The 13,450-nt window shown below is 61.8% G+C and carries 9 protein-coding genes and 1 pseudogene; 5 read left to right on the top strand and 5 right to left on the bottom strand.

The window, feature by feature from the left end:
- Positions 1-158 precede the first annotated feature (158 nt).
- Together AX768_RS11335 and AX768_RS11330 are read left to right on the top strand one after the other, a co-directional pair.
- Positions 159-593 (top strand): annotated as a pseudogene (locus tag AX768_RS11335) (cation transporter dimerization domain-containing protein); the annotation flags it as partial.
- Positions 594-665: 72 nt separating this feature from the next.
- The gene (locus AX768_RS11330; RefSeq protein WP_062000942.1) at positions 666-2,372 is read left to right on the top strand and encodes an FAD-dependent monooxygenase; all 1,707 of its coding nucleotides are present in this window, start codon (positions 666-668) and stop codon (positions 2,370-2,372) included.
- A gap of 66 nt (positions 2,373-2,438) precedes the next feature.
- On the opposite strand, the gene AX768_RS11325 is transcribed toward AX768_RS11330, so the two are convergent.
- From AX768_RS11325 to AX768_RS11310, 4 genes are read right to left on the bottom strand one after another with little or no spacing between them, the layout of a single operon-like run.
- Complete coding sequence (locus AX768_RS11325; RefSeq protein WP_062000037.1) at positions 2,439-2,681, bottom strand: formate dehydrogenase subunit delta; 243 nt, start codon at positions 2,679-2,681, stop codon at positions 2,439-2,441.
- A gap of 2 nt (positions 2,682-2,683) precedes the next feature.
- Positions 2,684-5,593 carry a formate dehydrogenase subunit alpha gene (gene fdhF, locus AX768_RS11320; protein WP_062000036.1) on the bottom strand — a complete coding sequence of 970 codons (2,910 nt, stop codon included), beginning with the start codon at positions 5,591-5,593 and terminating at the stop codon, positions 2,684-2,686.
- A 16-nt stretch (positions 5,594-5,609) separates the two neighbouring features.
- Positions 5,610-7,166 (bottom strand): formate dehydrogenase beta subunit, encoded by a 1,557-nt coding sequence (locus AX768_RS11315; protein WP_062000035.1) that lies wholly within the window; start codon positions 7,164-7,166, stop codon positions 5,610-5,612.
- Positions 7,163-7,669: an NAD(P)H-dependent oxidoreductase subunit E gene (locus AX768_RS11310; protein WP_062000034.1), complete on the bottom strand. Its 507-nt coding sequence runs from the start codon at positions 7,667-7,669 to the stop codon at positions 7,163-7,165. The genes AX768_RS11315 and AX768_RS11310 overlap by 4 nt, the downstream gene beginning before the upstream one ends.
- Positions 7,670-7,798: 129 nt before the next feature.
- On the opposite strand from AX768_RS11310, the gene AX768_RS11305 reads away from it, so the two are divergent.
- From AX768_RS11305 to AX768_RS11295, 3 genes are all read left to right on the top strand, one after another.
- Positions 7,799-8,881 carry a substrate-binding domain-containing protein gene (locus AX768_RS11305; protein ID WP_062000033.1) on the top strand — a complete coding sequence of 361 codons (1,083 nt, stop codon included), beginning with the start codon at positions 7,799-7,801 and terminating at the stop codon, positions 8,879-8,881.
- A gap of 195 nt (positions 8,882-9,076) precedes the next feature.
- Positions 9,077-9,340, top strand: coding sequence for a hypothetical protein (locus AX768_RS11300; RefSeq protein ID WP_062000032.1), 264 nt, complete (start codon positions 9,077-9,079; stop codon positions 9,338-9,340).
- Positions 9,341-9,806: 466 nt separating this feature from the next.
- A complete protein-coding gene (locus AX768_RS11295; RefSeq protein WP_062000031.1) occupies positions 9,807-10,883 on the top strand; it encodes a glycosyltransferase family 4 protein in 1,077 nt (358 codons plus the stop codon).
- A 48-nt stretch (positions 10,884-10,931) separates the two neighbouring features.
- On the opposite strand, the gene AX768_RS11290 is transcribed toward AX768_RS11295, so the two are convergent.
- The gene (locus tag AX768_RS11290) at positions 10,932-13,364 is read right to left on the bottom strand and encodes an FG-GAP-like repeat-containing protein (RefSeq protein WP_231941261.1); all 2,433 of its coding nucleotides are present in this window, start codon (positions 13,362-13,364) and stop codon (positions 10,932-10,934) included.
- Between the last annotated feature and the right edge of the window lie 86 nt (positions 13,365-13,450).

Genomic DNA, 13,450 nt, shown 5'->3' with positions numbered 1-13,450 from the left:
GCTTCGCCGGCCTGCGCTGCGCGCAGCCCCCCCCTTGACCCTGTTCCGGGCCTCAATGCATCGGCTCGACGTCGGCCATCGGCTTACGAAGAATCTGATGGGAAACAGCGGAGGCCATTATGGTACTTGATGTCAAGTTCCACTCAAAACGTCCTTGGGCCGGCATCTCGGCCGCGGTCGCCGTGAGCGGCCTCGTGATCCTGTATACCGGCGCGAGCTGGGTCGATCCGGTGATGAGCATTGTCGTGGTCGCGGTGATCGTGGCCGGGACGTGGGGGCTGGGGCGCGACGCCATGCGTCTTGCCATGGCCGCGGTGCCGCCGGGCGTGGACAAGCCGCGTATCGAAAAATATCTCTCCGACTTGCCGGGCGTCACCGATGTCCACGATCTCCACGTCTGGGCGCTTTCCACTACCGAAAACGCGATGACCGCGCATATCGTGATGCCGGCGGGACATCCGGGCGATGTTTTCGTCGATGCATTCGTGGGAACGCTGCGCCGAGACTACGCCATGCACCACGCGACGCTGCAAGTGGAAATGGGCACGACGGTGCACAGTTGTTCGCTGGGTGAAAAGGCGCACGCGCACTGAGGGTTGGATCCCCGCGTTTGCCGATTACGACCGGCGTACACTGGGAGTCAGTGACGTTTGATGGAGAAGCGCATGTCCGCGCAGAAGCCGAACCGACACAAAACGCTCGATGTATCGCCGGTGCTCATCGCGGGCGCCGGTCCCACGGGTCTCGCCGCTGCCATGAGCCTCTCGCGCGCCGGCATTCCGGTGCGCCTGGTCGATAAAGCCCCCGAACCCTCGCCGTGGTCGCGCGCCATCGGCATCCAGGCGCGCACGCTCGAATTGTTCGAACAGCACAGGCTGGTCGAGCCGTTTCTGGAACTGGGTCACCGGGCGCGGACTGGCAACCTTTATTCGAACGGGCAGCGTCTCACGCAACTCGACTTCGATCCCTTGCAAACGCGTTATCCCTTTCTGCTTTTCCTCGATCAATCCGTCACCGAACGTCTCATGACCGAACATCTTGAAACGTTCGATGTGCGTGTGGAACGTGGCGTGGAATTGATCCACTTCAACCAGGGATCGGCGGGGCTTGAAGCCACGCTGCAGCATGCCAACGGCGCGGAAGAGCATGTGCGGCTGTCGTACCTGATTGGAGCGGACGGCGCACACAGCACGGTGAGGCATGGACTGAACATCGAGTTCACGGGAAAGACCTTCGAGCAGACCTTCCTGCTCGCCGATCTTCACGCCGACACCGAATGGCCCGACGACGAATTCCATATCTTTGCGTCGGGTGAAGGCATTGCCACGTTGTTCCCGATGGGTGGGGGGCGCACGCGCCTGATCGCCGATCAGCGCGTCGCAGCACAATCGCCGGACGCGCCCGACAGCCTGCAAAAAAGCGCGGCGCCTACGCTCGATGAATGCCGCGAACTCATCGCGCGGCGCATTCATCATCGGGTGACGGTGACGAACCTCGCGTGGTCATCGTATTTCCGGCTGAACAACCGCATGGTGGACCAGATGCGATCCGGGCGTGTGTTCCTCGCCGGCGATGCCGCGCATGTCCATAGTCCTGCCGGTGCGCAGGGCATGAACACGGGCATTCAGGAAGCGTTCAATCTGGGCTGGAAGATCGCGCGGACGCTGGCGGGCGTGGCGTCGGATCGACTGCTCGATACGTACCACACCGAGCGTCATCCTATAGAGCGCGAAGTGCTGCGGACATCGAGTTTCATGACGCAGATGGCCGCCGCCGAACATGGCCCGATGAAGCTGATTCGCGATCACGTGATGCCGGTGTTATCGGCGATCGGTCCCTTGCGCGATGCCGCGCGGCGCACGGTCAGCGAGCTGTCGGTGCAATATCGGAAAAGTCCGTTGACGCTCGAACGCGGGCTCGATGGCGGCCCGCGTGCGGGCGATCGCGCGCCGGATGCGTGGGTGCATGTGGTCGATGGACCGCTTGGGCGTGCGCCCGGTGTCGGTTGTCTCTTCGATCTTCACGATCCCGCGTATTTCTCGCTGTTCCTGATGGTGAAGCCCTCGGAGGACGATGACATTGCACTTGCGCCCGCGACGCTGACCGTGGCGCACGCATTGCGCGACAAGGAGCTCGATGAACTGGCGAAATCAGTAGAAGAGGCGTTGCCGAACAGTGTGCGCGTATGGCGCATCACCGATAAAGGCGATGACGGCGCACGTTCGTTGACTGAAGCGTATGGAAGGACGCGGCCGTGTTTTTATCTGGTGCGGCCGGATGGATATATTGCAGCGCGAGGACGCGCGCCTTCCGATACGCAAGGGTTGTTGAGGCACTGCGAGACGTGGTTCGGGGCGGGGACGGAGGAGTAGGGCCAGGCGACGCAAACGAAAAAAGGACCGCACTCGGCGGTCCCTCTTGCGAAAACACCCCAACCCCTAAGCCGCAACCGCCGGCGTCAGCACCTCCCGATGCTTGGTCAGCGCCTTCACCACGATCGGATGAAGCTTCGCGCTCAACTCCGGATCATCCAGCGCTTCCAGAATCGGCGTTCGCATTCGCGGCGCCCAGTACTTGTGAATGTGATTGGCGGTGCCATCGAGCGCTTCCTCGTGATCCGGCATCGAATCGAAGAACTCACCAATCTGATTTGCCATGTCCACCAGGCTGTTCACATCCATGATTATTTCCCCGACGTAACCGGCAATTCACGCAAGTTCAGGAACTCGAGCTGCTGAACATTGAACGCCGAATAGTCCTTCTGCCATTGCGACGGCTGTTCCACCGGCATCACCTGCACGGCCGTCACCTTGTATTCGGGGCAGTTCGTGGCCCAGTCGGAGGAGTCGGTGGTGATCACGTTCGCGCCTGATTCCGGGAAGTGGAAGGTCGTGTACACCACGCCCGGTTGCATGCGCTCGGTGATCTTGGCGCGCAGCACGGTCTGACCCGCACGTGATTCAATACCCACCCAGTCGTCCGCCTTGATCCCACGGTCCTCGGCGTCGACCGGATGAATCTCCAGCCGGTCCTCGTCGTGCCAGCGCGAATTCTCCGTGCGCCGCGTTTGCGCGCCCACGTTGTACTGCGACAGGATTCGCCCCGTCGTCAGCAGCAGCGGGTATTTGCGCGTGACCTTCTCCGGCGTCGCGATGAACTTCGTGATCACGAAGTGACCCTTGCCGCGCACGAATTCATCGATATGCATGGTCGGCGTGCCTTCCGGCGCCTGCGCGTTGCACGGCCACTGGATGCTGCCGAGTTCATCGAGACGCTTGTACGACACGCCCGTGAACGTCGGCGTGAGGCTTGCGATCTCATCCATGATCTGTGACGGGTGCGTATAGCCCATTTCATAACCGAGCGCGCGCGCCAGCTTGATCGTCACTTCCCAGTCGGCAAGACCCGGCAGCGGAGGCATGACCTTGCGCACGCGCGAAATGCGGCGTTCGGCATTCGTGAACGTGCCGTCCTTTTCCAGGAACGACGAACCCGGCAGGAACACATGCGCATACTTGGCGGTTTCGTTCAGGAAGATATCCTGCACGACGATACATTCCATCGACGACAACGCCTTCGATACATGCTGCGTATTCGGGTCCGACTGGACGATGTCCTCTCCCTGGCAATAAAGGCCGAGGAAGCTGCCGTGAACGGCGGCATCAAACATGTTCGGAATGCGCAGGCCCGGTTCCGACTGCAGCTTGACGCTCCACGCTTCTTCGAACAATGCGCGCACAGCCGCGTCGCTGATATGGCGATAACCCGGCAACTCGTGCGGGAACGAACCCATGTCGCACGAACCCTGCACGTTGTTCTGGCCACGCAGCGGATTTACGCCGACACCTTCACGGCCAATATTGCCCGTTGCCATCGCAAGATTCGCGATGCCCATGACGGTCGTCGAGCCTTGCGCATGTTCCGTCACGCCGAGGCCGTAATAGATCGCGCCGTTGCGTGCGTTGGCATAAATGCGCGCGGCTTCACGAACGGACTGCGCGGGAACGCCGGTAATGGCTTCCATGGCTTCAGGCGAGTTTTCTTCCAACGATACAAAGTCGCGCCATTGCTGGAACGCGCGTGCTTCGCAGCGCTCGGCTACGAATTCTTCGTCCACGAGCCCTTCGGTGACGATCACATGGGCGAGCGAGTTGACCACCGCGACGTTCGTGCCCGGACGCAAGGCCAGATGATGCGAAGCCTTTACGTGCGGCGTATCGACGATATCGATCCGGCGCGGATCCACCACGAGCAGTTGCGCGCCTTCACGCACGCGCCGCTTGAGACGCGATGCAAACACAGGGTGGCCATCGGTCGGATTCGCACCGATCACCATGATCACGTCGGCCTTCTCAACCGATGCAAACGTCTGCGTGCCCGCCGATTCACCCAGCGTTGTCTTCAGCCCGTAACCCGTCGGCGAATGGCAAACACGGGCGCAGGTATCGACGTTGTTGTTGCCGAACGCCGCGCGCACGAGTTTTTGCACGAGGTAGGTTTCCTCGTTCGTGCATCGTGACGATGTAATCCCGCCGATCGAATCCACGCCGTACTTGTCCTGAATGCGGCGGAATTCGCTCGCCGCATATGAAAGCGCTTCTTCCCAGCTCACTTCGCGCCACGGATCGGTGATCTTCGCGCGGATCATCGGCTTGGTGATGCGGTCCTTGTGCGTGGCATAACCCCATGCAAAGCGGCCCTTGACGCAGGCGTGGCCGTCGTTGGCATCGCCGTTCTTGTTCGGCACCATGCGCACGACCTGGCTGCCTTTCATTTCCGCCTTCAGCGAGCAGCCGACACCGCAGTACGCGCACGTGGTCACGACCGAATGCTCGGGCTGACCCAGCATGATGACGGTCTTTTCCTGCAGCGTCGCCGTTGGGCATGCCGCCACGCACGCGCCGCACGACACGCATTCCGATTCCATGAACGGCTGGTTTTCGCTTGCCGCCACGCGCGATTCGAAACCGCGTCCCGCGATGGTCAGCGCGAACGTGCCTTGCGTCTCTTCGCACGCGCGCACGCATCGGTTACATACGATGCACTTCGACGCGTCGTACGTGAAATACGGATTGGATTCGTCCTTCTTGTCCTTCAGGTGATTCGCGCCTTCGTAGCCGTAGCGCACTTCGCGCAAACCAACCACGCCTGCCATGTCCTGCAGTTCGCAGTCGCCGTTTGCCGGGCACGTCAGGCAATCGAGCGGGTGATCGGAGATGTACAACTCCATCACGTTCTTGCGCAGCGACTGCAGCTTGTCCGTTTGCGTGCGCACTTTCATGCCGGCTTCAACGGGTGTCGTGCACGATGCCGGATAACCCCGCTTGCCCTCGATTTCGACCAGGCAGAGACGGCACGAACCAAACGGCTCGAGCGAATCCGTCGCGCAGAGTTTCGGCACGTTTACACCGGCCTCGATCGCCGCGCGCATCACCGACGTTCCGGCCGGCACGGTGACCGGCGTGCCATCGATATCGAGCGTCACGTCGATATCGGCATGGCGCAGCGGCGTGCCGTAGTCGGTATCGTCGAAGGGATCGCGCAGCTTCGTTTTGCAGGCGCAATTACCGGAACCGCAGGAAGAACTGGACATATATGTGCTCCTTCTTTTAAGCCGCTTTCTGCGACGGCTTACGCGAAAGACCGAAGTCTTCGGGGAAATGATCGAGGGCGGACATCACCGGATAAGGCGTCATGCCGCCCATAGCGCAGAGCGATCCGGCAAGCATGGTGTCGCAGAGTTCGCGCAGCAACGTGACCTGTTTCGGCGATGTATCGCCAGCGCGGATTTTCGCGATGACTTCAACGCCGCGCGTGGAACCGATCCGGCACGGCGTGCATTTGCCGCAGGATTCGACGGCGCAAAAGTGCATCGCGTACTGGGCGAGGTCGGCGAGGTTGGAGGTGTCGTCGTGAATCACGATGCCGCCATGACCGACCACCGCGCCCACCGCCGCATACGCTTCGTAATCCATGGGGATATCCCATTGGCTCTCGGGCAAATATGTGCCAAGCGGACCGCCGACTTGCACAGCGCGCGCCGGCCGGCCGGTTGCCGTGCCACCGCCATATTCGTAGATCAGTTCGCGCAACGTGACGCCGAACGCGAGTTCCACGAGACCGCCTTGCTTCACGTTCCCGGCGATCTGGAACGGCAGCGTGCCGCGTGAACGGCCCATGCCGAAGTCGCGGTAGAACGCCGCGCCCTTGGCAAAGATGATTGGCACGGTTGCCAGCGTGATGACGTTGTTGATCACCGTCGGCTGGCCGAACAAACCGACCAGCGCAGGAACCGGCGGCTTCGCGCGCACCACGCCGCGTTTTCCTTCCAGCGATTCCAGCAGCGCGGTTTCCTCACCGCAAACATACGAGCCCGCGCCCTTGGCGACTTCGAGTTCGAACACCTTGCCGCTGCCGAGCACATTCGCACCGAGCCAGCCGGCTTCGCGCGCTTTGACAATCGCGCGGTTCAGCGTGGTGATCGCGTGCGGATATTCGCTGCGCACATAGATGTAGCCTTTCGTCGCGTTCGTCACGATCCCCGCGATGATCATCCCTTCGATCAACATGTACGGATCGCTTTCCATCACGAGGCGGTCTGAGAACGTGCCGGAATCGCCTTCGTCGGCGTTGCAGACCACGTACTTCTGCGGCGCCACGGCCGCGCGAACCGTGCGCCATTTGATGCCGGCCGGGAATGCCGCGCCGCCGCGTCCGCGCAAGCCCGATTCGAGCAGCGCTTCACATGCGGCGTCGCCATCGGTTTCGAGCGCACGACGCAGGCCTTCGAGGCCGCCGTGGGCGACGTAGTCATCGGTGGAAAGCGGGTCCGTGATGCCGATGCGCGCAAATGTCAGCCGCTGCTGGTTCGCAAGCCACGGCATGGTGTCGACCACGCCGATGCGCTTGTCATGCGCAGCGCCGGTAATAAAGCCGGCGTCGAAGAGGGCGGGGACATCGTCTTCATCGACGTTCGAATAGCCGATACGGCCTTCCGCCGTCTCGACTTCGACGAGCGGTTCGAGCCACAACATGCCGCGCGAACCGTTACGCACGATCTCGACTTCAATGCCGCGTTTTTGAGCTTCCGAAGCAACGACCAGTGCAACGCGATTGGCGCCCAGCGCCAGCGCCGAGGAATCGCAGGGAACGTAGATGCGTGTCATACCACGTCCTCCACGCTCGTCTGAACGCGCGCCTCTTCATAAAGCCGATCGAATTTTTGCGGCGTGACGCGGGCGTACAGCTCGCCATTGATCGTCATGGCCGGCGACAACGCGCATTGCCCGAGGCAATAGACGGTTTCGAGTTCGGTATCGGGCTGATGACCGGAGTCGAACTTGCAGCCGGTATGTCCTTCGATATGCTCGGCCAGCGCCTCCGTTCCCATGCTCTTGCACGCTTCGGCGCGGCATAGCTGAACCGTGACGCGCGCCGGCGGTTCCGAGCGGAAGTGGTGGTAATAGGTGATCACGCCATGCACTTCGGCGCGCGAAAGCGACATCGCCACGGCGAGCGGGGCGATGACATCGGCAGGAATGAAGCCGGCCTCGTCCTGGATTGCGTGCAGCACGGCGATCAGCGACGCACCTGGTTTCAAGTGGCGCGCAACGCGTTCGTCGGGCGTGACGGCGGGTTCATTCGGGTTGCTACTGGCAATCTGGACCATGTGGGGAGTCTCCATCGCTCGGCATATGTTTTATTAATGCATATATCGGTCTTATAATCGCTGTACCGAGCCTCTGATATGCAAGATACGAGGCTATCCAGTCGATGGCAATAGGAACAACAACTGCATATGATCGACGTTGAATGCCGGACCGAACTCGTCTTGCGCGATGCAGCAGGCCGCGAAGCCAGTCTCAGCGCGGCCGTGCCGCTTTTGCTGCTCGTTTCGCAGACCGGAAGTATTGCGCAGGCAGCATCGGCTAAGGGTTTGTCCTACAGGCACGCGTGGGGCCTGTTGCGCGAAATCGAGACACGATTGGGCGGCGCGCTGATCACCAAGTCGCGCGGGCGCGGGTCGGTGTTGTCGGAACTCGGTGAAGCCGTCTTGCGGGCGCAGCGTCTGTCGAACGATCGGCTCGACGGTCCGCTTCAGGCGGTGGCGAGCGAAGTAGCCGGTGAGTTGAACCGGCGGTTGTTGCGTGCGGTCAGCGAAGTCCGTATTCACGCGTCGCACGGCTATGCGGTCGCGGCGCTCGTCGGTGCGCTGGCCGCAAAACGGATCCCCGCCGATATCAAATACCGGGAGAGCGCCGAAGCCGTAAGCGCCCTGGCGCGCGGTGAATGCGAGCTCGCGGGTTTTCATTTGCCGATCGGCGAGTTCCGTGCGAGTTGCGCGGAGATTTATCGGCCGTGGCTGGATGCGGGGCGGCACGGCCTGATTCACCTGACGCGACGCACGCAGGGACTTTTCTTGCCGAAGGGCAATCCGAAAGGCATACGCGGATTGCGCGATCTTGCCCGCGACGACATCCGCTTCGTGAACCGGCAACCCGGCTCGGGCACGCGCATGTTGCTCGACCTGGCGCTGCGGCAAATTGGCGTGAATCCGGCGACCATCAACGGTTACGCGACTGCCGAACTGACACATTCAGCGATTGCCGCATTCGTGGCGAGCGGCATGGCCGACCTTGGCTTTGGCGTGCAACCGGCGGCGCAGCAGTTCGCGCTCGATTTCATCCCGATCATCGACGAGGATTATCTGTTCGCCTGCGACCGCGACAAGCTCGCCGATGCCCAGCTAGCCGGCGTGCTCGACGTGCTGCGCAGCGCAGCGTTCAAGGGCGGCGTGGCGCAACTCGAAGGCTATGATCCGCTGCATTGCGGCGAACTGCTGGATCTGGAAGCTGCACTCGGCGGCTTAGTGCCGACGTGAGCCAAGACAGCGCGTTGTAAGCTAATGTAATACGCCGATACATGCGCGAGGGCCGCGTAACCGGCCGATTGCGGAGCAAGCGTTTAGAATCAGATTTCGCGGTCCGGATTTTCGGTGTGAGCTTTTCTGAAACATTCGTGACCGGACGTTTAACCGAAGTCTGTTCATCGACTTGCTAGAGACTGTACTGCCGCCATGAAACTGCTTTTAAGTATTGCCGCATCCATCGCGTTTGTTGCCGGCGCCGTTGCCTTTGTGCCCGTTGCATTTGCGCAAAATTCACCCGGCATTCCGGGCGGTATCCTGCAAGACCAGTTCCGGCTGAAGGAGCACCCGCAATTGCAATTCGCGGCTTCCGCGCCGTCCGACAAGTACCAGAACAAGGAAACGGCCAAACGCCGCCGTGGTGACCTGGGCGATCCAAACGGTTGCAACCTGCAGTGCCCGAAGGACGAGTAACCCGCCTTTAGCGCATCGCAGTGCGCGACTTTTCAACGCACACGGCTTCGCTCGGTCATCGATCAGGAAGCGTGTGCGATCACTACGTGTGTCTCCTCTTTAGCCGCGGCGTTCGCGGCGCTTGCCGCAACGGCAGCGTTAACCCTGCTTTCACCCCTCGATTTCTCACCGCCTCGCGCTTCGCTGAACGCTTCATTCGTCTGAGCGTCTGTTACCACTCATTACCGACCGATTAATGCTACTTGATGGCGGCGCGTACGGCATGCGCTCGGGTATCTTATCGTTGCGTGCGTTGAACGGTCCGCAGTGACAAACGCACTTAACTTTCATAAAAAACAATGAAGCAAGCCAGCTAAGTGGCCGCACGCGAACGAGGCGTGCCGAGAGGGCCACGTGGACGGCAGTGTCCACCCGACGGCATTGGCTAGCAGGACACGCTTTAGAAAGGCGAGGGGAAGACAGCCAAATGAGAATTCTTCAAGTCGTTCTTGCACCCCGGTTATCAGGGGCCGAGGTGCTTGCGAAGGGCGTAGCGATCGGGCATCAGCAAGGTGGTCACGATGTTTGCATCACGTCGTTGATGCCGGAGCACGACGATTTCGAACACATCAGCGCCGAGCTGCGGGCGAACAACGTCTTGTGTCTGTTTCCGCAGCGCTCGCTCGGCAAGGTCGGCCGACTGCTGTTCTTGCATCGCGCCATTCGCCGCTTCAAACCCGACATCATCTTCGCGCACGCGACCATACCCGCGCTGTACGTCCGCGCGTTGCCGACCCGCGTGCCGATTGTGTGGGTCATGCACTCCGGCGCCAACGACTTCGCGAACAATGCGCTGCTGTTTGCGGAACGCCTGCTGTCGGGGCGCGCCAAGGCGGTGATCGGGGTATCGCAGAAGAATATCGATGATTACGTCAAGGAAGTCGGTTCGCATCCGTCCATGATCGTGGTGCCGAACGGCGTCGATATCTCGCGCTTCACGCAGACGAGCGAACCGTTGACATCGACGGGAATCCGCCAGATCGTCCAGATCGGGCGTTATATCCCCGAGAAGAACCAGTTGCAGACCGTCCAGGCGTTCGCCCGCGTGGCGGCTGTCGATCCCGACGTGCGTCTGCTGCTTTGCGGCGTGATCGAGAATCTCGCGTATCACGCCGCAATCGTGAAACTCGTCGACGAACTCGGCTTGAACGACCGCGTGAAGATAATCGGGCCGCAGTCCAACGTGGCCGAGATCCTGCGCGAGTCGCGCGCGTTCGCGATGCCTTCGAGTTTCGAGGCGCACAGCATCGGCTTTCTCGAAGCGCTCGCGTCGGGTATTCCGGTGGTCGGGAACGCAATCCCGTCGTTTGCTTTTGCCGATAGTTTTCCCGGCGTCGCGCTGCTCGATACCAGCGACGCCGATGCCTACGGCCGCGCATTGCTCGCTGCGTTGTCGCAGCCGCGCGCGACACGTCCGTTGAACGGACTGACGCTGCAGAGTACGGCTGACCGGTATCTCGCGATTGCATCCGACGTGCTTAATCTGCAGGTGCGGATGGGCTGATTTGCGGTACTCAAAAACGCGCCGCCGATATTCTCGGCGGCGCGTTTTTTATTGCAGGTTCCTAAGCCACAGCGACTCGGAAAAAAGTCCGGGCATCTCGCTCCAGATTTGCGCCGGGCCGAGCTTGTGCGCGCTGTCGAAGTCATAGCCGATCAACATCGGCGCACCGCCCGTGTAATAGAACGGCCCAAGCTTCGCGTTCGCACGCTTGAACAGCACGAGCGTCGAGCGTCGCTCACGCTGCACGATGTGCGGCAATGCATCCGCGTACGACGCTTCCTTCAGCGTCCCGGCAAGCACCGGCGTGCCTCCGCCTTTGAGCGTCCAGACATCGATATCCGGGCCATCGCCGCGCGGTTGCAGCATCACGAGGTCATCGGTTCCGTCGCCGTTGATATCGCCGGCCGTCACCTTCGTCATCGCCGATGAAAACTGCGGATACGTGTTGCCGCGCAGCGTCCCGGTGAACGCACTGCCGGAACTTGTGAGCTGCGTTATTGCCATTGCGCCATTCATATTCTCGATCGCGACAAGCCCGGTTCGGGGCGATCCGGCTGTGTGCATCGGCAGGAAACGCGTGTTCGTGCTCAAGTCGTGAGCCTGCATCCACAACGCAGGCGCACGGCCGTTCTTGCCGACGCTCGCCAGCACCCACAGGTTCAGGCCACCATCGCCGCGTTTGTGCGCGATCATTACATCGGCGCGGCCGCTTCCCGTGAAATTGCCCGCCACATATTGCTGCGCGTTCGCCGGCGTCCACGCCGTGCCTGTCTGATACCACAGCTTCGGCGCTTCGAAACGCGTACCCGTGCTGCGCATCAGCCAGAACGCCGTGCCGCCGTTGCGCGGCGAAATCACCATCAGGTCGTCGCGGCCGTCGCCATCGAAATCGCCCAGCAGGAAACGCACGCTGTCGAAGCAAAGCCGGTTGGCCGAACACGTGGGCGCCGTGGCGTGGGCATCGAAAGGTATGGCGTTGAGGTACCAGGGCTCCGCCGTTTCCAGTCGCGACATGTCCGCGACCCATACGTTGAAGCCCGGTCCGTCCTTGCGGCGCTGCACGTAGACCACGCTCGAGCGGCGCTCACCGGCGGCGGCGCTTGCGGCGTCGTCGATGTTATCGCCGCGTACGTCGCCGAAGAGGCCGCCTTCCTCGCGGTTATCGGTCCATTGCGTTTGCGCCGATGGCGCCCAGCGCGACTCCGTCGTCAGCGCCGAACAACTGCCCGCCGCGAGCGCACCGTTGCGCCCAGCCAGGCAATGACCAAGCGGCGTGTACACATAGCCGAAATCCCAGGGCGTCCACTTCTGGGCGGCATCGGCGGAATCCGGCGGCGCGCATGCTTCTTCGATCAACGTGCCGCTGCGTTCGGCGACGCATTGCCGCGTGGTTTCATCGACGAGTTGTGCCGTGTTCCTGGTCCCCGGCGCCGCCGATACCTGCTGCCAGTGCCAGTCCTGCGTCTTCGCGCCTGTGCACGCGGCAAGCGTCGGCGCGGCGCCGAGGCCGGCCGATGTCACGCACTGACTCGAATATTCGTTCACGATCTGCATTGAACGAGGCTGAAAATCCGGACCCGGGTCGCTCGCGTGCGCGCGTGTCCAGTAGCGGCGCGCGACCCAGTTGCCGTCCCACTGATATTCGCCGAAGACGTGGCCGCCGTTATCGTCGCCATCGATGGCGAAGTACGACGCCACGTCGTCGCGCTTCTTTTGGGTATCGGCGGCGTCGAGGTTCTTGGGCAGTCCGCCGGTCGGATACGTCACGTGATAGCCGATCGGGATATCGCGCCCGAGCCCTTGCGCCGCGATCCGCGTGATGCGCGCGGCGTAGATGTGATCCGGGTGCTCGATGAACGGCACCGTATCCGGATTGAGCGTATAGATCTCGGTCGCCGGCGCGAGCATGGCGCGCACGGTCGCGATCAGCGCGGCGCGGTCGTACTTGATCGTGTTCGATCCGTCCGCGTTCAGCGGATATGTGTCGATGCTTTCGCCCTTGTCCCACAGCAAACCGAGCGGCACGCGTCCGCCGCGCACGCCGCCGCCGGGCAGCCGGACTTCGAGCAGCTTCACGCGCGGTTGCTGCCTGAGCAACATTTGATGCACGGGTTTGCCGGCGAAATCGACTGTCGATTCAATCCAGTCGTCCGCCACGCCCGCCATGCGCGCATAGGCGAGGCGCGTGCCTTTTTCGCGAAGTTTCACGTAGTCGAAGTTCGCGCCGTTCGCACCGCCGATCAAGTGAACGGTGGTCACGCACCAGCCGGCCGCGAGCTTGTCGCTGATGCCGGGATTGACGAAGAGCAGGTCGTCGTCGAGATGGGCGACGACAGTGATGAGCGACCCGGCGTGGCAATCGGCGGCTGGAACGGATGGTTGCGCCGACGTTTGCGCGATGGCCGGTGAAAGCAGGGCGCTGACGGCCCACAGCAGTATCGATAAGCACGCAACAGCCAATCTCCGCATGGAACGGCTCATTTGCATGATTCCCCCGTATGGCATTTTTTGTCTGCTGAATCAGTGAATCTGGCAGCTTGAAGTGTAGCGGCGCGACGTTCCGTTGC

This window comes from Burkholderia sp. PAMC 28687, assembly GCF_001577465.1.
GTDB lineage: Bacteria > Pseudomonadota > Gammaproteobacteria > Burkholderiales > Burkholderiaceae > Caballeronia.
Note: the sequence above shows the minus strand (reverse complement) of the source record. Positions and strands in the feature narration are given on the sequence as shown.

What these genes read in the sequence shown, in the direction of transcription:
- AX768_RS11305 (WP_062000033.1), top strand. Translation starts at nt 7,799, where the DNA reads ATGATCGACGTTGAATGCCGGACCGAACTCGTCTTGCGCGATGCAGCA.
- AX768_RS11315 (WP_062000035.1), bottom strand. Translation starts at nt 7,166, where the DNA reads ATGACACGCATCTACGTTCCCTGCGATTCCTCGGCGCTGGCGCTGGGC.
- AX768_RS11290 (WP_231941261.1), bottom strand. Translation starts at nt 13,364, where the DNA reads ATGAGCCGTTCCATGCGGAGATTGGCTGTTGCGTGCTTATCGATACTG.
- fdhF (WP_062000036.1), bottom strand. Translation starts at nt 5,593, where the DNA reads ATGTCCAGTTCTTCCTGCGGTTCCGGTAATTGCGCCTGCAAAACGAAG.
- AX768_RS11295 (WP_062000031.1), top strand. Translation starts at nt 9,807, where the DNA reads ATGAGAATTCTTCAAGTCGTTCTTGCACCCCGGTTATCAGGGGCCGAG.
- AX768_RS11310 (WP_062000034.1), bottom strand. Translation starts at nt 7,669, where the DNA reads ATGGTCCAGATTGCCAGTAGCAACCCGAATGAACCCGCCGTCACGCCC.
- AX768_RS11330 (WP_062000942.1), top strand. Translation starts at nt 666, where the DNA reads ATGTCCGCGCAGAAGCCGAACCGACACAAAACGCTCGATGTATCGCCG.
- AX768_RS11300 (WP_062000032.1), top strand. Translation starts at nt 9,077, where the DNA reads ATGAAACTGCTTTTAAGTATTGCCGCATCCATCGCGTTTGTTGCCGGC.
- AX768_RS11325 (WP_062000037.1), bottom strand. Translation starts at nt 2,681, where the DNA reads ATGGATGTGAACAGCCTGGTGGACATGGCAAATCAGATTGGTGAGTTC.